A 23079-nucleotide genomic window follows, 5' to 3' on the forward strand; every position below is an offset into this window, starting at 1 on the left:
GCGGGCCAACCTGGCGTAGGAGCGACGTGAGTCGCGAAGGATATGGGCGGTCCATTCGCGACTCACGTCGCTCCTACGCGGGAGGCGTGGGCTGCGGATTTACCAGACGCCGGTGTTCGGCATCGACGACCACGGCTCCTGCGGCGGCAGGCTTGCGCCCTTCTGCAGCAGCTCGATGGAGATCAGGTCCGGCGAGCGCACGAAGGCCATGCGTCCGTCGCGCGGCGGCCGGTTGATGACGATGCCCTGCGCTTGCAGGTGCGCGCAGGTGGCGTAGATGTCGTCCACCTCGAAGGCGAGATGGCCGAAGTTGCGCGCGCTGCCATAGTCCTCGTCCGAGCCCCAGTTATGGGTCAGCTCGATCTCCGCTTCCGGGTTGGCCGGCGCGCCGAAGTAGACCAGGGTGAACTTGCCGGCCGGGTTGTCGATGCGCCGGGTCTCGCGCAGGCCCAGGCCATCGGTGAAGAACTTGCTGGTGGCGTCCAGGTCGTGGACGCGGATCATGGCGTGGAGGTATTTCATGGGGAGTGAGGAGTGAGGAGTGAGAAAAGCGTACTCGCTTTTGCTCGTCATTCCCGCGAAGGCGGGAATCGCTCCTGGCTCTTGCCTTGCCAAACAACTGCAAAGCAAGAGCGATTCCCGCCTTCGCGGGAATGACGAGCAAAACCCAGCTAATCGAGGAACAGATCCGGCAGCAGCGGCTGCGACGGATCGACTGCGTAGCCCGAAAGATCGGTGACGCCGGCTTCCGCCAGCACTTCGTCATCGATCAGGAAATTGCCGGAGAAACCCTTCGCCGAACGCGTCAGCACCGCATGCGCGGCGTCGGCCATGATCTCCGGCTTGCGGCCGTTGCCGGCGCTGACGCCGGGGATCATGTTCAAGGCTTCGGTGGCGATCAACGTGCGCGGCCACAAGGCATTGATGGCAACGCCTTGCGGACCGAATTCGGCGGCGAGGCCCAGGGTGACGAAGCTCATGCCCATCTTCGCCAGGGTGTAGCCGGTATGCGGCGCCCACCACTTGGGATCCAGCGACGGCGGCGGCGCCAGGGTCAGGATGTGCGGATTGGACGACCGCAACAGATGCGGCAGGCAGATCTGCGCGCACAGGAAACTGCCGCGCGAGTTGACCTGGCTCATCAGGTCGAAACGCTTCATCGGCGTGTCCAGCGCGCCGCGCAACCAGATGGCGCTGGCGTTGTTGACCAGGATGTCGATGCCGCCGAACCGGTCCACGGTCGCGGCGACCGCCGTCTTCACTTCATCCTCCTCGCGGATGTCGCACTTCAGCGCCAAGCCCTGTCCACCCGCCGCGGTCACCGCGTCGGCTGCGGTATGAATGGTGCCGGCCAGCTTGGGATTGGGCACCGCCGATTTGGCGGCGATGGCGACATTGGCGCCGTCACGCGCCGCGCGCAGGGCGATGGCCAGGCCGATGCCGCGCGAGGCGCCGGTGATGAAGAGGGTCTTGCCTGCGAGGGTGGCCATAGGAGGAGTGAGTGGAGAGGAGTGAGGAGTGAGCAAGAGCAGATGCCCGGATTTTACTCACTTCTCGCTCCTCTCCACTCACTCCTGCTCTCAAGGCTTCGGCCCTTGCCCTTCCTTGTGCCCGGTCCTGCGCGCGTCGCCCATGCGCGTCACTGCATGCTCGCCCCCCCTATAATCGGCAGCAATGAATCCCTCCTGGTTCGACACCCTGCTGGCCTGGATCACAGCGCATCCCGTGGCCGCGGGTGCGGTGATCTTCGCCATCGCGTTCTGCGATGCGGTCATCGTCCTGGGAGCGATCGTGCCGGCGCTGCCGTTGCTGTTCGCGGTGGGCATGCTGATCGGCCTGGGCGAACTGTCGGGACCGTACGCACTGGCCTGCGCCGCGCTGGGCGCTTTCGTCGGCGATGGACTCAGCTTCCAGATCGGCAGGCGCTGGGGCCCGCAATTGCGCACGCACTGGCCGTTCCGCAAGTTCCCGCAACTGCTGGACCGCGGCGAAACCATGTTCCGCCGCAACGCCTTGAAGAGCATCCTGATCGCGCGTTACGTCGGCCCGATCCGCCCCTTCGTCCCGGCCATCGCCGGCATGCTGAAGATGCCCTGGCGCCGCTACCTGCCGGCCAGCGCGCTGGCGGCGGTGAGCTGGGCGGCCTTGTTCCTGCTCCCGGGCTGGGTGCTGGGCGAAGCCTACGATGCGGTGGCGGCGGTGGCCGGGCGCCTGGCCCTGGTGCTGGGCCTGCTGCTGGTGGTGATGGCCCTGGCCTGGGCGATGGTGCTGTACACCTATCGCTGGTTCGCCACGCATGCCGACTCCCTGCTCGCGCGCGCGCTGGCGTGGTCGCACGAGCATCCGGTGCTCGGTCGCTATTCGATGGCGGTGTTCGACCCGCAACGCCGCGAGTCGGTGTCGCTGGCCCTGCTGGCGGTGATGCTGCTGGCCTTCGGCTGGATCTGGTTCGCTTTCCTGGCGCTGGTGCTCGGCCATGGCGAACCGCTGGGCGTGGACCTGGCCATCCACGGCTTCATGCAGGCCCTGCGCAATCCGCTGGCGGACTACCCGATGGCGGCGCTGGCCTCGCTGGGCGATGTCGAAGTGCTGGCCCCGGCCTCGATACTCGTGCTGCTGTACCTGGCTTGGCGCAAGCGCTGGATGGCGGCGGCGCACTGGCTGGCGGCGCTGGCGTTCGGTCTGGCGTTGACCGCGTGGCTGGGTGCGTCGGTGGATTTCCCGCGTCCGCCCGCGGTGGCCAGCGGTTTCAGCTTTCCTTCCATCACCATCACCATGTCCACGATCACGTTCGGCTTCTTCGCCGTGCTGATCGCGCGCGAACTGCCGGGGCGCCGGCGCATCTGGCCGTATCTGGTGTCGGGCGTGGTGGTCGCGCTGATCGGTTTCGCCCGCATCTACCTGGGCGCGCACTGGCTGAGCGACGTGATCGGCGGAATGCTGTTCGGGATCTTCTGGCTGCTGGTGCTGGGCATCGCCTATCGGCGCCGCACGGTGCGCTCGCTGTGGATGAAACCGCTGGCATCGCTGTTCTATGGCGCGATCGCGGTGGCCGCGCTGTGGCACGCGCCGCGCAACATCGAGCCGCTGCTGGCGCAGTTCGAGGTGTTGCAGATCCACGACTCTGTGGCACTGGAAGACTGGTGGCAACACGATTGGCGACGGCAACCGGCACGGCGCAACGAATTCGACGACCAACAACGCTGGCCGCTGGATGTGCAGGTCGCCGGCCCACTGGCGCCGTTGCGCGCGCAACTCGAAGCGGAAGGCTGGCGGCTGCAACCGCAGGCGGGATGGGAACAGGTCCTGAACCTGCTCGACAACGACCTGCCCGAGCAACAGCAGCCGGTGCTGCCGGCCACCCTGGAGACGCGCGCGGAAAGCCTGCTGATGCTGCGCGCGGGTGGACGGCCCGGCGAAATGCTGGCGTTGCGCCTGTGGGCCGCGCCGACCCACCTGCAACCCGGCGACATGCCGCTGTGGATCGGCAGCGTGCAGACCCTGCAGCACCAACGCGCGCTGGAGTTCGTCGGCATGTGGCGACCGCTGCGCGAAGCCGGTTCGTCGCTGCAGGCCTTGTCCGCGGACATCGGCCCGCTGCAACACCAGCTTGAGCCGCATCCGGAAACCCAATGGCCGGTGCTGCGGATCCGCACGGATCGATAGTCCCGTAGGAGCGCCCATGGGCGCGAGCTCTTCGATCCGATCGCGGAGACCCCAAAAGCTCGCGCCCCTGGAGCGCTCACGATTCGACCAGACCACACCGCTTTTTTTGCGCTTGCGGTCGATCGCCTCAAGGCATCATCCGCAACAGCAGCTCCAGGCGCTCATGCACATCGTCTTCCTGCAGGATCGTGAGCCGCTGCGCATCGTCCAGCGGCAGGAACTCGGCCAGGCGCCAGCCGACCCAGGCGGCATCGTCGAAACGCGCGTTGCTGACCTTGCTGTGTTCGCCGCCGGCCTTCTCCAGGAAGTGCTGCAGCACCGTGGCCAGCAGCGCATGTTCCGGGCGCAGGGAATCGTCCAGGTCGGCTTCGCGCCAGCGCACGTCACCCACGACCAGGCCGTTGTCGCGCACCCGTGTGCGCTGCACATGGAAACGCCGGGCTCCGCGTACCTGCAGGGTCAGCAGCCCATCATCGCCGGTGTCGAAATCCTCGATCACCGCTTCGGTGCCGAACGCGGCGGGGGTCGCCGGCGTGCCGGCTTCGCTGCCTTCCAGGATCAGGCAAACGCCGAAGCCGCGGCCGTTGCGGCCGCAATCGCCGACCATGTCCAGGTAGCGCCGCTCGAACAGCCGCAGTCCCAGTGCGGCCCCCGGCAGCAATATCGTAGGTAGCGGGAACAGGGGCAAGTCAAAGGTCGAAATCATTCCTGCAGGCCAGGCGGCGCGCGCCATCGCATTGGACAGCAGCGATATTACCCCAGCCGACCCATCGTCCTGACCCGTAGACCGAAGCTGACGCCACGACCGCGCGGGCTGCGGTCATGGCATCGACCGCACCTCAGAAACTGTATTTGACGTGGGTGTGCAGACGGTTCAAGTCGCCTTCCTGGCCGTTGTCCAGCCTGCGTTCCGCATGGCTCAGTTCGGCACCCAGATCCAGCTTCGGGAACGGCGAATAGATCAGGTTCACGCGCCACGACTGCGAACGCTCGGTCAACAAGTTGCCGGTCAAGGCCATGTCGTTATCCAGCCAGGCCGCCGAATAGACCACGTTGCCACGCAACTTCGGGCTGAAACTGTGGCGCCAGGCGGCAAACCCGCCGTAGCCATCCAGCGCCTGCAGACGCCCGTCCTCACCCAGCACCGTATCGCTGCCCAATGCGAAGCCGAGATAGCGGCCGATGCCACTGCCGCCACTGACCATGTAACGCAGATCATCATTGCTGCCGAAGTTGTAACGCCCGGACACACTGAGCGAACCGCCGGTTTCCGAACGATCGTCGTACTTGAACTGGCGCAGCAGGCCACCCACGGTGAAGTGACCCCAGTCGCCGCGCTTGATCCAGCGTGCGGTCAGGTCGGGAACCGTGTCATCGCCGCTGTTGATGCGCGCACCGGCGCCCAGATACGGAGTGATGGTGGTTTGCGGATTCTCGAGCGAGAACGACCAGGGGCCGCGGGTGTAACGCAACTGCGCCTGGCGCGAGAACACCGTGCCTTCGGACGGACCGGTGAAATCAACCGTGTCCGGCAGCGCGGCCACATCCTGGAAGTTGGACCAGGTCTGGCCGGCCAGCCAGCCGTTCCAGCTGACGTAGGCCTGGCGCAAGGTCACCGCGTAGGTATTGGTGATCACCTCGTTGCCGGCGAACGCATTGCTGCCGCCGCCGTACATATCCGCCTCGATGTAGGCCTTCAGCTTGTCGCCGCCCTCGGTGGTGGTATCGACGCCGAACCAGAAACGCGAGAACTGGGCGTGCATGTCGTTGTAACTGGCGCTGCGGCCATTGCCATCGGCAGCCACCGGGGTGGCGCCGGGGAAATAGAACAACCGACCGGCGGAACCGTCGGCAATGGCACCGTCGCTGGTCCGGGTGTACATCGCATCGAGCTTGATGAAACCACCGAAGGAAAACCGGGTGCCTGGATTGGCGGCCGGCATGATCGTGGTCTTTTGCATCGAACCGGCCACCGGCGCCTCGGCCATGGCCGGCGTGGCGACCACCCGCTGCTCGCGTTCCTGGTACTGCTGCAGCATCGCGCGCATCTGGCCGACTTCCTGCTCCAGTTCCGCCATGCGCGCCTGCAGCACTTCATTGCTCACCGCCTGTGCCAGCACCGTCGCCGGCATCACTGCCGCTGCCAGCATTGCCGTCGCCACGCCTGCTCTCAAATATCTCTTGAAAACCATTTTGTCCCTCCCAGGGCATAGAAAACCGTTCCGGCACTTCCTGCGAAGGGCCGGTCAATAAGAAAAAACCGGATCAAACGATCCCGATCAAACGATGCCGGTCAGACGAACCGCATCGACACCGTGCCGATACCGTCGGCGCGCACCTGTACGTTGTCGCCCGCGGCTACCGGAATAGCGGCGGTAATCGCCCCGGAGAGCACCACGCTGCCTGCCGGCAATGTCTGCCCGCGAGCGGCCAGCATGTTCACCAGCATGGCCACGGCCTGGGCGGGATTGCCGAGCACGGCAGCGCCCGCACCTACTTCCACCACCTGGCCGTTGCGCTCCAGCACCACGCCCAGCGTTTCCAGATCCAGCCCGGCCACGGCAGTGGCGCGCGAGCCCAGCACGTAGCGGGAGGCGGAAGTGTTGTCGGCGATCACGCTGGGCAGGTCGAAGCGGAAATTTTCGTAGCGCGAGTCGATCAACTCGATCGCCGCCAGCACGAAGTCGGTCGCCGCCAGCACCTTGGCTGCGTCGCAATCCGGCCCGGACAGCGGCTCGCGCATCACGAAGGCGATTTCCGCCTCCACCTTGGGATGGATCAGGTGCTTGACCTCGACCACCCCCCCATCGGGCACCGCATTGTCTTCGGCGAGGAAGCCGTAGATCGGCGTATCCACGCCCATCTGCTGCATCTTGGCGTGCGAAGTCAGACCCATCTTCATGCCCACGATGCGCAAACCCTGCGCTTGCTTCAGTTCACGCAGACGCTCCTGGATGCGATAGGCGTCGGCCACATTCATTTGTGGGTGGTCATCGGTGATTCTAGGGACCTCGCGTACTTCCTGCTCGGCCGCGTACAGCAGCTGCGCGCACTGCTCCACGACATTCTGTTCCAGCGTCATGCGGTTGCCTCTTCGTTATTGGCCGCGGCATCACGCTGCCGCAGCATGTCCAATGCCACATCCACGATCATGTCTTCCTGGCCGCCGACCATGCGGCGCTTGCCCAGCTCGACCAGGATGTCGACGGTGTTGATACCGAAGCGCTTCGAAGCGGCCTCGGCATGCCGCAGGAAGCTGGAATAGACCCCGGCATAACCCAGCGCCAGGGTTTCGCGATCGACCCGCACCGGGCGATCCTGCAGCGGACGCACGATGTCGTCGGCGGCATCCATCAACGTGTACAGATCGCAGCCATGGTTCCAGCCCAGGCGCGTGGCGGCGGCAATGAATACCTCCAGCGGTGCGTTACCGGCACCGGCGCCCATGCCAGCCAGACTGGCATCGATGCGGATCGCGCCTTCTTCGACAGCGACAATGGAATTGGCCACACCCAGCGACAGGTTGTGGTGCGCGTGGATACCGATCTGGGTATCGGCATTGAGCGCGTCGCGCAGCGCGCGCACGCGTTCACGCACATCGATCATGCCCAGTGCGCCGCCCGAGTCCACCACGTACACGCACGAAGCGCCGTAGCTTTCCATCAGCCTGGCCTGCTCGGCCAGCGCTGCGGGCGCAATCATGTGGCTCATCATCAGGAAGCCCACCGCATCCATGCCCAGGGCGTTGGCCGCCTCCAGGTGCTGGCGGGAAATATCGGCCTCGGTGCAATGCGTCGCCACGCGCACGATGCGCGCGCCCGCCTGATAGGCATCCTTCAGGTCGTGCACGGTGCCGATACCGGGCAGCAGCAGCGTGGCGATCTTCGCATGCTCGACCGATTCGGCCGCCGCCGCGATCCATTCCAGGTCGCTGTGCGCGCCGAAACCATAGTTGAACGACGAGCCCTTCAAGCCGTCGCCGTGGGCAACTTCGATCGAGTCGACGTTTGCGGCGTCCAGCGCCGAGGCGATGACCCGCACCTGTTCGAGACTGTACTGATGGCGGATCGCGTGCGAACCATCGCGCAGGGTCACGTCGGAAATATAGAGTTTCTTGTCTGTCATGGCCGGTTCCTCAGGCGGGCTGGCGCGTGGCCAGCAGGGCTTCGGCGATGCGCTCGCCGGTGGCCAATGCCGCCGAAGTCATGATGTCCAGGTTGCCTGCATACGCAGGCAGGTAATGCGCCGCGCCTTCCACCTCCAGGAAGATCGAAGTCTTCAGACCGGTGACCGGGCCCACGCCCGGCACATGGGTCGGCTGTTCGATGCGCTCGAACTGCACCTGCTGCTTGAGCCGATAGCCGGGAACGTAGGCCGCGACCTTGGCCACCATCGCTTCCACTGCGGCCCGGATCTTGTCGGTATCGGCAAAATCGGACAATACGTAAACCGTGTCGCGCATCAACGGCGGCGGCTCGGCCGGATTCATCACGATGATGGCCTTGCCCACCCTGGCACCGCCGACGCTTTCGATCGCGCGCGCGGTGGTCTCGGTGAATTCGTCGATGTTGGCGCGCGTGCCGGGGCCGGCCGAACGGCTGGAGATCGAAGCCACGATTTCGGCATATCGCACCTTGGCCACCGAGGCCACCGCCGCCACCATCGGAATGGTGGCCTGGCCGCCACAGGTCACCATGTTGACGTTCAGCGCCTCCAGGTTGGCTTCCAGGTTGACCGTCGGCACGCAGTACGGACCGATCGCCGCCGGGGTCAGATCGATCATCCTGATGCCGGGCCTGGCCTTGCGCAACAACGCATCGTTGTGCACATGCGCCGAGGCGGACGTGGCGTCGAACACGATGTCCACATCGGCAAACATCTCGGATTCGACCAGGCCCGCGACACCGGTGGCGCAGATGGGCACGCCCATCTTCAACGCGCGCGCCAGACCATCGGACGCGGGATCGATACCGACCAGGCCCGCCATGCTCAGGTGCTTGCCATGGCGCAGGATCTTGATCATCAGGTCGGTGCCGATATTGCCCGGCCCGACGATGACGGCTTTCAGGGACATTGACAGCTCCTTGTTGCTGGATTGGATGATGCTGAATTGGATGTTGCTGGATCGGATAAGGTGGACAGGTTCATACGAAGTGCACTTCCGCACTGCCCAACGCGCCCATGCGTACGCGCATGCGGTCGCCGGCAGCGACCGGAATCAATGGCACCAGCGCACCCGAAAGGATCACTTCGCCGGCCTTGAGCGAGGTGCCGAGGCGGCCCAGGGTATTGGCCAGCCAGACCACGCAATTGACCGGCGAACCGAGCGCGGCGGCACCGGCGCCGGTGGCCACCAGCTCGCCGTTTTTCTCGACCACCATGCCCAGCGTGCCCAGGTCCAGGCCTTTGGGCGAAACCCGATCGCCGCCGAGCACATAGGCTGCGGCCGAGGCGTTGTCGGCCACGGTGTCGGCGATGCCGATCTTCCAGTCGCGGATGCGCGAATCGACGATCTCGAAGCACACCGACACCGACTCGGTCGCCGCCAGCACGTCGTGGTGGGTGATGCCCGGCCCGCACAGGTCATGCTTGAGGTGGAAAGCGATCTCGCCCTCGGCGCGTGGCGCGATCAGGCCGGCTACCGATAACGAGGCGCCATTGGCGACTTCCATGCGATCGGTCAGGAAACCGAAATCCGGCTGGTCGACCTTCAGCATGTTCTGCACCGCCACGCTGGTGGCGCCCACCTTCTTGCCCACCACGCGCTCGCCCTCGGCCAACCGGCGGCGCAAAAAATCATTGGAAATCGCGTAGGCATCCGCCAGGGTGATGCCGGGAACGCGTTCGCTCAGCGGCGGCAGCGGCTGGCCGCTGCGCAAGGCGACATGCAGTTCGGCGGCATGGCGCTGCACCTCTTCCAGCGCCATCGACACGACCGTTGCCGTCATCGTGCGGCTCCGTTGTCGTTGTCGCTCTTCAGCACATCGCCAACGGCGAAGCGTTGCGGCGGCAGTTCGGTGACCATCACCCGGATGCTGCTCATCGGCGCATCCAGTGTGGCGCTGGCCACGCGGGCTACTTCCCTGATGAAATCCCGCACGCGCTGTTCGTCGCGTCCTTCGACCAGCGTTACATTGATGATGGGCATTCCAGCTTCCTCTGTAGTTGAATCAGGTGAGCTCCGCGCCCTTGGTTTCAGGCAGGAACAGCAGCACGATCAGGCCGGCCAGGGCGAAGAACCCGGAAGTGGCCAACAAGCCACTGCCGACGCCATAGCCGTTGGCCAGGAAACCGATCAGTGCCGGGGCAATGGCCGCGATCGCACGGCCGCCGTTGTAGACGAAACCCTGCGCGGTGGCGCGCACCGAAGTCGGGAACATCTCGGCGAAGGTCGGGGCAAAGCCGCTGTAGAAACCGGTACCGAAATAGGCCACGACGATGCCGAACCCCATCAGCAGCAGCGGCGACTGGATCATCACGAACAGCGGCACCGACAGAGCCGAACCGGCGAAGAAAATCAGGAAGGCGGACTTGCGGCCCAGACGGTCGGCGATGTAGCCGAAGGTGATGAAACCCAATGCCGCGCCGACCTGCATGATCACGATCCAGATGGTCGACTTGACCAGATCCAGGCCCGGGCCGCCTTCCGCCACCGGCGTGGCCAGATAGGTCGGAATCCAGGTGAACAGACCCCAGTAACCGCACATCGCCGCCGTGGTGAAGGCCAGGCCGATGGTGGTGTTGCGTCCGTGCGAGATGAACAGCGTGCGCAGGGTTTCGATGAAGCCGAGTCGCGCCTTCTGGTTGACCCAGATCGCGGGCTCTTTGACATGGCGACGCACGTAGAACGCCAGCAGCGCCGGCAGCAGACCTACGGCGAACACCCAGCGCCAGCCGGCGATGGGCACCACCACCGCCGCCACGATCGCCGCCGCCGCATAGCCGGCGGCGAATGCGCTCTGGACCCACGCCAGGATCTTGCCGCGGTGCTTGGCAGGCCAGGTTTCGCTGACCAGCGCCGAGCCGGCCGACCATTCGCCACCGACACCGAGCCCAACGATGATGCGGAACACCATCAACTGGCCGAGAGTGTCGGACAGGCCGCACAGTGCGGTGCCGATCGAGTAACAGATGATGCTCAGCATCATCGACTTGGCGCGCCCGATGCGGTCGGCCAGGAAGCCGAAGATCAGGCCGCCGAACGCGGTGGCCATCAACGTGGCCGACATCACCATGCCGGCGGTCGACTTGTCGAGGCCAAGATCGGCACTGATGTACTTGATGACCATCGCAAACAGCATCAGATCCATGATGTCCAGCATCCAGCCCAGATAGGCCGAGCGGAACGTTCCCCATTGCTGCTTGCTGGCACCCTGCCACCAGCGACCGCCTGCTGCGCCCGTCACCCTTTCAGCCTTGCCACTCTGAGCCATTGCGTTCCCCTTCCGGAATATTGGCGATGTGGATATCGTATCGATCATCGATACTCTTGTATCACAATATACCAGTATTACTACAAATAGATCATATAAATTAACTTTGTATCGATGTACGATACAAACATTACCCCCAACACCCGAGTCCCGCCCATGCCCAACCTCACACTGCGCCTCTATGAAGACCTGCTGCCTGCCGCCTGTCCGCCGGTGTACCTGCCGGCCTGCCCCCGCAGCCTGTATGTGCGCCATGGCGAACTGACAGCAGAAGGCCCGGAAGATGGTCAGTGCGTGCGCGAGGGCGAAGCCCGGGTGGCGCAGTCGGCCGTCGCCTTGCATAACGGCCGCGGCGATACGGTGTTGTGGCGCTGGGAATTGACTGACGATGCCGCGCCGGTGAGCGATGGCCTGCCTTCGGCGCCCTTCGCGCGCAGCGAACTGAAACTGGAATCGGCCCTGGTCCTGGACGATCGCTTCGAATGGCTGATGCGCTGCGACCGGGTGGATTTCCCCAAAGGCGGCGTTGCCCTGACCCATGTCCACCAGGGGCCGGGCATCCGCATTTGCCTGCATGGCCAGATCACCATCGACACGCTCGGGCACCGCCATGACTACGCAGCCGGCGAGGCATGGTTCGAGCTGGGCCACGCGCCCGTGCTGGCCCCCACCACGGAGTCGGAAGAAACCGCCTTCGTCCGTTGCTTCCTGCTGCCACGACAATTGAAGGGCCGCAGCTCGATCCGTTATGTGCGACCGGAAGACGCCGCCGCTCAGAAGGTTCAGCAATACAAGGTTTTTGCAGAGCGATACATCGACCTGGGCCGATCCACTGGATCAGTGGGTTAACCTTAAGCCAGACCGGCCTCCCACCCTTACCTACCAGGCATCCATGCCGCGCGAAATCTCCAGCCCCCTGCCACCCGCCGCCGCCGCCGACGCCGACGCCGCGCTGGAGGGACTTGAAGAGCAATCGGATCATGGGCTCCCCACTGCGATCGTCACCCTGAAGGTGATCGAAGCCCTGGCGGGCGCGCCGGCGGGGCTGGGGGTAACCCGCCTGGCGCAGATCCTGGGAATGCCCAAGGCACGCGTACACCGCCACCTCAGTGCGCTGCGCGAACATGGTTACGTGGATCAGGAAAGCAGTTCCAACCATTACCGGGTGGGTTGGGAGATGTTCCTGCTGGCGCGCGCCTGCACCAGCCGTTTCGACGTCATGGCCCTGGCCAAACCCATCCTGGAACAATTGCGTGGCGAGGTCGGCCAGACCATCGTCATTTCCACCTTCTCGGATGACGAGGTGGTGGTCATCGATCTGTTGCGCGGCACCGCGCCAGTGGAGATCAGCCTGCGTCCGGGCACCCGCTTCCATCACAACACCGTGGCGCAGGGAAAGATCGTGCTGGCCTTCGGCCCTGCCCGTCTGCGCGACAACTTCATGGCCAATGCCTTGCCGACCTGCACGCCACGCACCATCACCGATCCGGAGCGGCTGAGAAGCGAGATCGAGCTGGTCCGCCGCCGTGGCTGGGCCGACGCTCCCGAGGAGCTTTATATAGGCGTCAATGCGCTGGCCGCGCCGTTGCTGCAAGCCAATGGCGAGCTGTTCGGCACCGTGGCCATCATCGGCTCCATCCATTACCTGCCGAGCACGCCCCACCCGGAGCACGTCGAAGCCCTGTTGCGCACCTCGGCGAGTATTTCCGCAGCGATGGGCTACGCGGCCAGCGCCAGCGAGCGACGCTAGCCGGAGCCCAGGGCCGCCAGGAACCGCCGCGGCGCGCCGTCGAAGCCGCCGTTGGACATGAACACCACATGGTCGCCGGGTCGCGCGATCGAACGCAGCGCCTCGATCAGCGTGTCCGCGTCGGCGACGGTGCGGGCATCGCCACGGATCGCCGACACCACCTTGCCCGCATCCCAGGCCAGTTCCGGACGATGCAGGAACACCACCGCATCGGCGCCGTCGAGCGAAGGCGCCAGCGCCTCGGCATGCGCGCCCAGGCGCATGGAATTGCTGCGCGGCTCCATCGCCACCACGATGCGTGCGGCGCCCACTTTCGCCCGCAGGCCGTGCAGCGTGGTCTGGATCGCGGTCGGGTGATGGGCGAAGTCGTCGTAGATGGTGATGCCGTGGGCTGTGCCGATGACTTCAAGTCGACGCTTGACGCTGTGGAATTCGGACAGCGATGGAATCACCATCGCGATATCCACACCCACTGCATGCGCAGCGGCGAGCGCCGCAAGTCCGTTGAGCACGTTGTGGTTGCCCAGCATGGGCCACTGCACTTCGCCGATTTCGGTGCCGTTGTGGAGCACGGCGAAAGCGCTGCCGTCTTCGTTGACCAGGCGCGCACTCCATTCCAGCGATTGATCGAGGCCGAAGCGTTCCACCGGCGTCCAGCAACCCATCGCCAGCACTTCGGCCAGGCGCTGGTCCTCGCCATTGACGATCAGCCGGCCGCGACGCGGCACCGTGCGCACCAGGTGGTGGAACTGGCGCTGGATCGCGGCGATGTCGGGGAAGATGTCGGCGTGGTCGTATTCCAGGTTGTTGAGGATCGCCACCAGCGGCCGGTAGTGCACGAACTTGCTGCGCTTGTCGAAGAACGCGGTGTCGTATTCGTCGGCTTCCACCACGAATTCGCGGCCCTTGCCGACGCGCGCCGACACACCGAAATCCTCCGCCACGCCACCGATCAGGAAACCCGGATCGCGGCCCGCCGCTTCCAGCAGGTAAGCGAGGATGGTGCTGGTGGTGGTCTTGCCGTGGGTACCGGCAACCGCGAGCGTGTCGCGGCCCGGCAGCACGTATTCGGCCAACCACTGCGCGCCGGAGGTGTACTTGCGGCCTGCATCGAGCACCGCTTCGACCGCGGCGTTGCCGCGCGAGAGCGCGTTGCCGATCACGATTTCATCGCAATCCGGCGAGAGATTTTCCGGCGCATACCCTTGCTGCAATGCGATGCCCAACCGTTCCAGCTGGGTCGACATCGGCGGATACACCGCCTGGTCGCTGCCTTCGACCTCGTGCCCAAGCTCTCGCGCCAGTGCGGCCACGCCACCCATGAAAGTCCCGGCGATGCCGAGGATGTGTAGTTTGCTCATGCGGCGATTGTGACCGATTTGGCCCTCTCCCAATAATTTCCCGGCCAGTAGCAGACGCCGTGATAGGGTCGGCTCGCGGTCCCGGGGGGCATTGACAGGACGACAAAGCTTTCCGCCCGTCGACGCGCAACCGGCCAGCATCGACCGTTCCAGCCAACCTTAACCATCAGGAGTTCTTCGAATGCGAAAGACCAAATCCTTGATACGTGTTGTTTCGGCCCCCCTCGCACTTGCGGTCGCAATGGTCGCCGGTTCCGCCTCCGCCGCCGACGTCGAACCCGCCCTGCAAGCCGCGATGCAACGCGACCTGGGCCTTTCCGGCCAGCAGCTTGCGCAGTACCTGCAGACCGAACGGATCGCCGCGCAGCAGGAAAAGGCGTTGCAGAAGCAACTGGGCGCCAGCTACGCCGGTAGCTGGATCGAGCGCAAAGGCGATGGCTCCTACAGCTTCGTGGTAGCCAGCACCCGCAGCGGCAAGTCCGCGGCCGGCGTTGAAATGCGCCGGGCGCGCCGCAGCCTCGCCGAGCTCGATGCGTCGAAGGCGCGGCTCGACATGTTCATCGCCCAGGGCGCCAAGGCGCCGAAGGACGTGTACGCATGGTCGGTGCATCTGCCCACCAACAGCGTCACCGTCAGCATCGCCCGCGGCGCGGAGAAGGCCGGTATCGACTTCGTGGCCCGCAGCGGCATCGATGCCGCCACCGTGCGTTTCGAGACCCTTGACGAGCAACCAAGCCTGCGCATGGACGTGCTGGGCGGCTACGGCATCCTGCGCAATCCGGGCGATGGCTACCTGTACGCCTGTTCGGTCGGGTTCTCGGTCACCCAGAACGGCGCACCCGGCTTCGCCACCGCCGGCCACTGCGGCAATGCGGGCGAAATCACCTACTACGAACCCTCGCAGTGGACGCTCGGCGTGCGCTTGGGCACCTACGCAGCCTCCAACTTCCCGAACCCCGGCCAGACCGGTCCGGACCGCGCCTGGGTCCGACTGGACGCCGGCCACACCCCGCGTCCGACCGTCGAGGGCTACACCAGCGCCGACGTCACGGTGCACGGCAGCACTGAAGCGGCGGTGGGCGCGGCGATCTGCCGTTCGGGGCGCACCTCCAAGTGGCGCTGCGGCGCGATCCGGGCCAAGAACGTCACCGTCAACTACTCCAGCGGGGAAACCATCCTCAGCCTGACCCAGACCACCGCTTGTTCGGAAGGCGGCGATTCGGGCGGCTCGTTCATCACCGCACCGGGCCAAGCCCAGGGCGTGCTGTCAGGCGGCAGCGGCAACTGCAAGGGCAAGGGCGGCAAGCCGGGCGGTGGCAACAGCTACTTCCAGCCCATCAATCCGCTGTTGTCGGCCTATGGCCTGACGCTGGTCACCAGTCCCTGACGGCTCCAGCTGGCGCATGAAAAAACGCCCCGGTAAGCCGGGGCGTTTTTTTCATGGATAGCGCTGATCAATCCGCTCAACCGACCTCTTTGGCCGGCGACAACGCCTCGATCAGGCGGCTCAGGACTTCGTCCAGCGAACCGACGCCATTGACCACGGTCAACTGCCCATGCTGGCGGTAATAATCGATCACCGGCGCGGTTTCGTTGTTGTACTTCCGCAGCCGGTTGCGCACCACTTCCGGCGTGTCGTCGGCGCGGCCCTCGGCGGCGGCGCGGCCGGCGATGCGTTCCACCAGCAACTCGTCGGGGACCTCCAGCTGCACCGCGTAATCCATCGGCTGGCCGAGCTTGTTCAACAGCACGCCCAGCGCGTCGGCCTGGGCCAGGTTGCGCGGGTAACCATCCAGGATGAAACCGCCGGCGGTATCCGGGCGGGCGAAACGGTCTTCCAGCATGCCCAGCAGGATCGCATCGCTGACGAAATCGCCGCGTGCCATCACTTCCTTGGCCTGCATGCCCAGCGGGCTGCCGGCGGCCACTTCGGCCCGCAACAGGTCTCCGGTGGAGATGTGCGGAACCTGCAGATATTCCTTGAGCCGCGCCGCTTGCGTGCCCTTGCCTGACCCGGGCGGGCCCAATAGAACCAGTCGCATCCACTTACTCCCGAACATGAATAACCAGTGGCTTCCAGGCGGCGTTAGACTTTCCCCACGCCAGCGCTGCACCGCGCCATAAGTGCAGCTTACCGCATCCCCCCATTCCGGAACGAACCCGACCATGGTTGCAGGCACCCTCTTGTACGCCCAGTCCGGCGGCGTCACCGCCGTCATCAACGCCTCCGCTTCGGCCGTCATCACCGAGGCCCGGGCCCGCAAGGTCAAGGTCCTGGCCGCCCGCAACGGCATCCTCGGCGCCTTGCGCGAGGACCTGATCGATACCAGCAAGGAGTCCGCCGCCGCGATCCGCGCCCTGGCCCACACCCCAGGCGGCGCCTTCGGCTCCTGTCGCTACAAGCTCAAGTCGCTGGAGGCCGATGCGGCCAAGTACGAGCGCCTGCTGGAAGTGTTCAGGGCCCACGACGTGCGTTATTTCCTCTACAACGGCGGCAACGATTCGGCCGACACCGCCTGGAAGGTCTCGCAACTGGCCCGGGCCTACGACTACCCGCTGACCTGCATCGGCGTGCCCAAGACCGTGGACAACGACCTGGCCGTCACCGACACCTGCCCGGGCTTCGGCTCGGCGGCCAAGTACACCGCGGTGTCGGTGCGCGAGGCCGCGCTGGACGTGGCCGCGATGGCCGAGACTTCGACCAAGGTCTTCGTCTACGAAGCCATGGGCCGCCATGCCGGCTGGCTGGCCGCCGCCGCGGGACTGGCCGGGAAGAATGCGGATGAAGCGCCGCAGATCATCCTGTTCCCCGAGCGCGCCTACGACGAAGCCGCCTTCCTCGCCCAGGTGAAGAAAGTGGTCGCGAAAGTGGGCTGGTGCGTGGTCGTGGCCAGCGAAGGCATCCAGTACGCCGATGGCCGCTTCGTCGCCGATGCCGGCGGCGGCAAGGATTCGTTCGGACATACGCAACTCGGGGGCGTCGCTTCCTATCTCGCCGGCCGGGTCAAGAACGAACTGGGGATGAAAGTGCATTGGACCCTGCCCGATTACCTGCAGCGTTCGGCGCGGCACATCGCCTCGAAGAGCGATTGGGAACAGGCGCAGGCCGCAGGCAAGGCGGCGGTGCAGTTCGCGCTGAAGGGACAGAACGCGGTGATGCCGGTGATCGTGCGCACTTCCGATACGCCGTACCGCTGGAAGATCGAGGCCGCGCCGCTGAGCAAGGTCGCCAACCACGAGAAGAAGATGCCGAACGGTTTCATCCGCAAGGATGGCTACGGCATCACCGCCGCGGCACGCAAATACCTGGAGCCGCTGATCCGCGGCGAGGCGTATCCGCCGTATGGGCGCGATGGCTTGCCGAACTACGTGACGCTGAAGAATGTGGCGGTGAAGAAGAAATTGCCGAAGTGGGAAGGCTGATAGCGTCGGCGATCATGGCCCCTGCTCTTCCATGGAGCAGCACTCAACAACGATGGGAATCGGGACGGACTTCACTTGCCGGCCAGTACTGCCGCGGTCCGTCAAACCGATTCCGTTTTCCACCGGGTTTTCCGCAATCAAGTCTAATGAGGACTACGCAGCATGATGCGACTTTTGTTGGCGTTTACGTTGGTGATGGCACCGGTACTCACTCACGCCGGCGAGGCGCCGCAACTTTCGCCAGCCACCGGGATGGAGCAGGCCGGCATGGTGGATATCCGCAGCCTGGTGCCCGACATGTCGCAATCCATCGCCTACGCCGGCAGCGACAACTTCATTGGCGAGCCGATCGAGGGCTATCAAGCGCCACGTTGCTGGTTGAAGCGCGAGACCGCCGAGGCGCTGGCACGGGTCGAATCCGACCTGCACGCGAACCACATGCGCCTTCGTGTGTTCGACTGCTACCGCCCGGCACGTGCGGTGGCGCATTTCATGCGATGGGCGAACGATCCTGGCGACCTTCGTGCAAAAGCCACGCATTACCCCGACCTGGACAAGTCGCAGTTGACCGGCGGATACATCGCTCCCGTGTCCGGCCACAGCCGCGGCGGCACGGTGGACCTGACTCTTTTGAAATGCGATGCGCGTGGCAACGGCTGCGGACCCCTGGACATGGGCACCGCTTTCGATTTCTTCGCCACCCGCGCCAATACCGATTCGCCCGAGGTCACCGCAGAACAACGCGCCAACCGCAACCTGCTGCGTGAAGCCATGGAGGCGCAGGGCTTCAGGAATTACGAAAAAGAGTGGTGGCACTACACGCTCCGCGCCGAGTCGGACACTACGACCCTCTACGACGTTCCCGTATCGATTTCCGGCATGCCCAGCCACCAGGCCGAAATCGAACGCCTGATGCAGCCCTATGATGGCGATGTTCCGGGCGCCTCGCTGCTGGTGCTGAAGGACGGCAAGGCCGTGGTCCGCCGTGGCTACGGACGAGCCGACCTGGAGAAGGGCATCGAGGCCGGACCGGCGACCAATTACCGGCTCGCCTCCGTGACCAAGCAGTTCACCGCCGCCGCGATCCTGCTGCTTGCGCAGGACGGAAAACTTTCCATCGATGATCCAGTGCGCAAATGGCTGCCCACGCTACCCCGGTCGACGGATGGCATGACCCTGCGCCACCTGCTTGAGCACACCTCCGGATTGCTTGATTACGAAGACCTGATGGCCAAACCCTACGATGGCCAGATCCGCGACGCCGGCGTGCTGGCACTGCTCGAAAAAGAAGACCGGCTCAACTTCCCCGTGGGTAGCACTTACCGGTACAGCAACAGCGGCTACGCGCTGCTGGCCCTGGTGGTTGAACGCGCTTCCGGGTTGAGTTTTCCCGAGTTCCTGCGCACCCGGATCTTCGCGCCACTCGGCATGCACGACACCCTGGCCTATGTCGCCGACGGCCCGGAGGTCCGGCTTCGCGCCTGGGGCTACAGCGAAAAGGACGGCAAATGGACGCGCACGGATCAGAATGCGTACAGCGCCGTGCTTGGCGACGGCGGCATCTATTCCAGCATCGACGACCTTGCCCGCTGGGATGCCGCGTCGTACGACGACCGCCTACTCAGTGATGCCTCGCGCGCATTGGCATTCGGCAAGCACGTGCAGGTGTCGGGCGAACCTGATGCGACGTACTACGGCTTCGGTTGGCGCGTCACCGACGACAGGCAATGGCATTCCGGCGAGAGCGTCGGTTTCCGCAACACCTTGGTACGCTGGCCGAAGCAACACCTGACGGTGATCGTGCTGAGCAACCGCAACGATCCGACGCCCTACGACCTTGCGTCCAGGATAGGCGCGCTGTTTCTGAGCGATGACCCGCCTGCACACCCCTGACCGGGCCCATGCCTGGAAAATATTTCCAATCTGTTGAAAACATACGGAAGTGGATATAGGTGTCCGGTAATAGAGCGGGTGCGTCCACAGACTGATTGCATCTGGGCGGCGTCGCATGCGGCCAACAAGGTCATCCAGCGACCCCTCCGCTCACCTTATGTTTCACCGGTAACTTTCCGCAGCATTGAACAGGTCGACGGGGAAAGCCCGGACTGCGCGTGCGGAATGTCCCAGGCAAGGTCATGCAACCGGACAGCCAGATAATCCCCGCCCCACAAGCGGGGAATATTTATGCCGGAACGCTCCACGTTGCGGAATATTTTATTGACCCCCCAAAAAGTGCGTGCTATATGCAATGACAAGGCAGGCATGGCGCGATCGTTCGGCATCGCGCCGGGGAAGACGAACCTGCCTGATTGAAACGGGGGAAATTCGCGGTGCATATCAGGGATGCGAGCGGCGGCGAGGGCTGCCGCGGACGATGGAGTAGCTGCTACGCAAAGCGCTTCCGCTGGGATGGCATGGGGCTCGCACCTCGGGAATGCGGGCTGTTCGCAGGCGGATCCCAATCGCCACATTATTAGTTGCAGCGTCTTTTCAAACACTAGGGGACATCGCATGCCTGTTCGCAGCCTTTCATCGAGTAAGCACACACTCGCCACCGCGATCCTGTTGGGCCTGACGGCTCCAGGCATCGCATTTGCGCAATCCGATAATGCCGCAGCTTCCCCGGAACCGGCTTCCAAGACGCTGGAAACGGTCACCGTCACCGGCTCGCGGATCAAGCGCACCGACGTGGAAGCGGCGCTGCCGATCACCATCATTCAAAAAACAGAAATAGAAGCGCAGGGCATCACCTCCGCCGAACAACTGTTGCAGTTCCTCAACATCGCCGGCAACGGCGCCGACGGCCTCACCTCGGGCGCCGTCGACATGGATCTCGGCGAACTGCGCGGTACCGCCGGCGTGTCGGGCGCCAATCTGCGCGGTCAGGGTTCCGACGCGACGCTGGTGCTGCTCAATGGTCGCCGCGTCGCCAGCCATGGTCTGCGCGGCCAGGCGGTGGATCTGAACTCGATTCCGTTCGCCGCGATCGATCGCGTGGAAGTGCTGCGCGACGGCGCCTCGGCGGTGTACGGCACCGACGCCATCGGTGGCGTGATCAACTTCATCACCCGCAACGACTACCAGGGCATCACTCTCAACGCTGGCATCGATGTGACCCAGGACGGCGGCGGCGCCATCTACAACTACAGCGTGCTGGGTGGCGTCGGCGACCTCGACACCGACCGCTGGAACGCCTGGGGCACGGTCAACTACAGGCGCAGCGAGTTCCTGCGCAGCTACCAGCGCGACTTCGCCAACAGCTTCCAGCCCGACCGTGGCGTATCGCCCGACACGCGTGGCACGCCGTTCGCCACGGTGACCAATGTCGCCGGCGGCATCATCAACGGCGCGCTGGTCGATCCCGACGGCGGCGGCCCCATGCGCTCCATCAACATCCTCAACCTGCCGGGCGGGGCGGGCTGCGAGAACGGCGGCGACAACATGGGGCCGTACGACTACCGGCTGTGGGACAGCGGCAGTGCGAAGTACGCCTGCGCCTGGGACTACCCGGCCGCGCAGCCGCTTCAGCAGCCGCAGGAAAGCGTGCAGTTCCTCGGCCGGGCCACCTTCAAGATCGGCGAGAACCACCAGTTCTATACCGAGGCAATGGGCTCGCGGGTGAAATCAAAACGCGAGTACGAGCCGCTGCAGCTCTCTTCAAGCGCATCGACGACCGCCGTGCTCGATCCGAGCACCTGGTTTCCGCTGAATGCGGATACGCAGGAAACCTATGACCAGATATACAACGCGATGGCCGACTACTTCGGCACGGCCGACCTGATCTATGGCAACAAGATCCCCTACCGCTGGCGGTGCGTGACCTGCGGTCCGCGTCAGATCGAGACCACGACCAAGGCCTACCGGCTGCTGGTCGGGGTGGAGGGCAACATCGGCACGTGGGACTACGACGTAGGTCTGTCGCGCGCATCCAGCAAGGCCGAGTCGGTGCTCGCTGGCGGCTATTATTTCTCGAGCGGGCTCAAGCAGGTTCTCGGCAGCGGCCTGCTGAACCCGTTCCTGATGCCGGGCCAGCAGCAGAACCCGGCCGGCGTCGCCGCGCTGCAGGCGGCCTCGGCCACCGGGGTCCATCTGTACGGCGGAGAGTCCACCGTCACTTCGCTGGATGCCAGCTTCGGCGGCGGTCTCGGCTTCAACCTGTGGGCTGACGAGGTGCAACTGGCGACCGGCATCGAGATGCGGCGCGAGGAGTTCGAGTTCGGCGGGGTCCAGGTCCTCGACGGGCTGCCGCTCAACTACGACACCATCTACCAGGCGCCATTCGACGAAACCAGCGAATTGCCCAAGGTGCATCGCGACGTCAAGGCGGTTTACGCGGAAGTCTATCTGCCGATCGTGAAGACCCTGGACATGACCCTGGCCGTGCGCCGCGACGAGTACGACACCTTCGGCGGCACCACCAACCCGAAGTATGCGTTCAAGTGGCAGCCGCTCGAGTCGCTGGCGTTCCGCGGCGCGTACAGCACCGGGTTCAAGGTGCCCGAGTTCACCAAGCTGTTCGCCGGCGTGAATGAAGTGGAATACTTCGGCCGCGACCTGGTCGACCCGGCCAGCTGCCCCAGCGGCTCGGTCAATTCGGCGATACCGGGGTGCGAACTGATCCAGCCGACCATCATCACCGGCGGCAAGACCGATCTGCGGCCGGAAGAATCGAAGCAAAAGAGCCTTGGCCTGGTCTATGCGCCCACCGGCAACTTCAACATCAGCCTCGACTGGTGGGAGATCGAACGCATCGACTCGATCCGCGTGCCCAACCTGGCGACGCTGACCGCCAACTACGACCTGTTCGCCGCCAACTGGATCCGCGACAGCAGCGGCAAGGTCACCGCGATCGACCAGCGCTACATCAACTCCGGCGGCACGTTGACCCGCGGCGTGGAGCTGGACGCCAACCTCACCGGCGAACTGGGCGACGGCCGCTGGTACGTCAACCTCAACGGCAGCTACATCGACACCTTCAAGGAAAAGTCGCTGTCCAACGTGCCCTACGGCGACAACCTGGTGGGCGAGTACGTCCGCTTCTACAACCTGCCGCTGAAGTGGAAGCACACCCTGACCCTCGGCTGGGCCAAGGGCGACTGGGCGCATACGCTGACCCAGGTCTACCGGGCCGGCTACAAGGATGAAGAGCCGGTCAGCGTCGAAGGCGGCTCCTACACCCCGGCGAACTGGAACCCGGATGTCGACGACTACATCACCTACAACTACAGCCTGAGCTGGACCGGCCTGGAGAACGCGCGCTTCACCCTGGCGATGCGCAACCTGCTGAATACCGACCCGCCGTTCACCGCGCACCAGGTCGACTTCGCCTCGGGCGCCGCCTGGGAACCGCGCGTAGCCGATCCGCGTGGCCGTTCGTTCAACCTGATGGTCGAATACAAGTTCGACTGACGTCGTCCGTCGCCTGATCCGACCCGGGTCAAGTCGC

Annotated in this window: 19 protein-coding genes and 1 pseudogene; 8 read left to right on the forward strand and 12 right to left on the reverse strand. The window is 64.9% G+C overall.

Features of this window, described 5'->3' with window-relative positions:
- Positions 1-99: 99 nt before the first annotated feature.
- Together CSC74_RS10200 and CSC74_RS10205 are read right to left on the reverse strand one after the other, a co-directional pair.
- Entirely contained in the window at positions 100-522 is a 423-nt protein-coding gene (locus CSC74_RS10200) for a VOC family protein (protein WP_162314361.1), read from the reverse strand.
- A 149-nt stretch (positions 523-671) separates the two neighbouring features.
- A complete protein-coding gene (locus tag CSC74_RS10205; RefSeq protein WP_162314362.1) occupies positions 672-1490 on the reverse strand; it encodes an SDR family oxidoreductase in 819 nt (272 codons plus the stop codon).
- A gap of 184 nt (positions 1491-1674) precedes the next feature.
- On the opposite strand from CSC74_RS10205, the gene CSC74_RS10210 reads away from it, so the two are divergent.
- A complete protein-coding gene (locus CSC74_RS10210) occupies positions 1675-3666 on the forward strand; it encodes a bifunctional DedA family/phosphatase PAP2 family protein (protein WP_162314363.1) in 1992 nt (663 codons plus the stop codon).
- Positions 3667-3793: 127 nt separating this feature from the next.
- Here CSC74_RS10210 and CSC74_RS10215 read toward each other — a convergent pair whose 3' ends face one another.
- The 8 genes from CSC74_RS10215 to CSC74_RS10250 all read right to left on the reverse strand — a co-directional run bounded on the left by CSC74_RS10215 (position 3794) and on the right by CSC74_RS10250 (position 11072).
- The gene (locus CSC74_RS10215) at positions 3794-4372 is read right to left on the reverse strand and encodes an LON peptidase substrate-binding domain-containing protein (RefSeq protein WP_162314364.1); all 579 of its coding nucleotides are present in this window, start codon (positions 4370-4372) and stop codon (positions 3794-3796) included.
- 133 nt (positions 4373-4505) lie between these two features.
- Positions 4506-5858 (reverse strand): DcaP family trimeric outer membrane transporter, encoded by a 1353-nt coding sequence (locus tag CSC74_RS10220; RefSeq protein ID WP_246193147.1) that lies wholly within the window; start codon positions 5856-5858, stop codon positions 4506-4508.
- Between the two features lie 101 nt (positions 5859-5959).
- Entirely contained in the window at positions 5960-6748 is a 789-nt protein-coding gene (gene dmpH / locus CSC74_RS10225; RefSeq protein WP_162314365.1) for a 2-oxo-3-hexenedioate decarboxylase, read from the reverse strand.
- Complete coding sequence (gene dmpG / locus CSC74_RS10230; RefSeq protein ID WP_162314366.1) at positions 6745-7791, reverse strand: 4-hydroxy-2-oxovalerate aldolase; 1047 nt, start codon at positions 7789-7791, stop codon at positions 6745-6747. Before dmpG ends, dmpH begins: the two co-directional genes overlap by 4 nt.
- Positions 7792-7801: 10 nt before the next feature.
- On the reverse strand, positions 7802-8740 hold the full coding sequence (locus tag CSC74_RS10235) for an acetaldehyde dehydrogenase (acetylating) (protein WP_162314367.1): 939 nt from the start codon (positions 8738-8740) through the stop codon (positions 7802-7804).
- Between the two features lie 70 nt (positions 8741-8810).
- Positions 8811-9614, reverse strand: a complete 804-nt coding sequence (locus tag CSC74_RS10240) for a fumarylacetoacetate hydrolase family protein (protein WP_281349748.1) — start codon at positions 9612-9614, stop codon at positions 8811-8813.
- Complete coding sequence (locus CSC74_RS10245) at positions 9611-9814, reverse strand: tautomerase family protein (protein WP_162314368.1); 204 nt, start codon at positions 9812-9814, stop codon at positions 9611-9613. Before CSC74_RS10245 ends, CSC74_RS10240 begins: the two co-directional genes overlap by 4 nt.
- Positions 9815-9836: 22 nt before the next feature.
- Positions 9837-11072, reverse strand: a complete 1236-nt coding sequence (locus CSC74_RS10250) for an MFS transporter (RefSeq protein ID WP_211369617.1) — start codon at positions 11070-11072, stop codon at positions 9837-9839.
- A gap of 183 nt (positions 11073-11255) precedes the next feature.
- Here CSC74_RS10250 and CSC74_RS10255 point away from each other — a divergent pair, with 183 nt between their 5' ends.
- Complete coding sequence (locus tag CSC74_RS10255; RefSeq protein WP_162314370.1) at positions 11256-11948, forward strand: cupin domain-containing protein; 693 nt, start codon at positions 11256-11258, stop codon at positions 11946-11948.
- A gap of 43 nt (positions 11949-11991) precedes the next feature.
- Positions 11992-12849, forward strand: a complete 858-nt coding sequence (locus CSC74_RS10260; protein WP_162314371.1) for an IclR family transcriptional regulator — start codon at positions 11992-11994, stop codon at positions 12847-12849.
- Here the strand turns inward: CSC74_RS10260 and mpl are convergent.
- Positions 12846-14210 (reverse strand): UDP-N-acetylmuramate:L-alanyl-gamma-D-glutamyl-meso-diaminopimelate ligase, encoded by a 1365-nt coding sequence (mpl, locus tag CSC74_RS10265; RefSeq protein ID WP_162314372.1) that lies wholly within the window; start codon positions 14208-14210, stop codon positions 12846-12848. The two genes, CSC74_RS10260 and mpl, sit on opposite strands and share 4 nt — an antisense overlap.
- Positions 14211-14451: 241 nt before the next feature.
- On the opposite strand from mpl, the gene CSC74_RS10270 reads away from it, so the two are divergent.
- Positions 14452-15597: a S1 family peptidase gene (locus CSC74_RS10270; protein ID WP_162314373.1), complete on the forward strand. Its 1146-nt coding sequence runs from the start codon at positions 14452-14454 to the stop codon at positions 15595-15597.
- A 76-nt stretch (positions 15598-15673) separates the two neighbouring features.
- On the opposite strand, the gene CSC74_RS10275 is transcribed toward CSC74_RS10270, so the two are convergent.
- Complete coding sequence (locus tag CSC74_RS10275; RefSeq protein WP_162314374.1) at positions 15674-16252, reverse strand: adenylate kinase; 579 nt, start codon at positions 16250-16252, stop codon at positions 15674-15676.
- A 124-nt stretch (positions 16253-16376) separates the two neighbouring features.
- Between CSC74_RS10275 and CSC74_RS10280 the strand changes: the two genes are divergently transcribed.
- The 4 genes and pseudogenes from CSC74_RS10280 (at position 16377) to CSC74_RS10295 (ending at position 23042) form a co-directional block, all read left to right on the forward strand.
- Positions 16377-17633, forward strand: coding sequence for a 6-phosphofructokinase (locus CSC74_RS10280; protein WP_162314375.1), 1257 nt, complete (start codon positions 16377-16379; stop codon positions 17631-17633).
- A gap of 267 nt (positions 17634-17900) precedes the next feature.
- Positions 17901-18479 (forward strand): annotated as a pseudogene (locus CSC74_RS10285) (M15 family metallopeptidase); the annotation flags it as partial.
- A gap of 33 nt (positions 18480-18512) precedes the next feature.
- Positions 18513-19526 (forward strand): serine hydrolase domain-containing protein, encoded by a 1014-nt coding sequence (locus CSC74_RS10290; protein ID WP_162314684.1) that lies wholly within the window; start codon positions 18513-18515, stop codon positions 19524-19526.
- Positions 19527-20144: 618 nt separating this feature from the next.
- Positions 20145-23042 carry a TonB-dependent receptor domain-containing protein gene (locus CSC74_RS10295; protein ID WP_162314376.1) on the forward strand — a complete coding sequence of 966 codons (2898 nt, stop codon included), beginning with the start codon at positions 20145-20147 and terminating at the stop codon, positions 23040-23042.
- The last annotated feature ends 37 nt before the right edge of the window (positions 23043-23079 follow it).

Source organism: Pseudoxanthomonas yeongjuensis, from assembly GCF_010093345.1.
GTDB lineage: Bacteria > Pseudomonadota > Gammaproteobacteria > Xanthomonadales > Xanthomonadaceae > Pseudoxanthomonas_A > Pseudoxanthomonas_A yeongjuensis.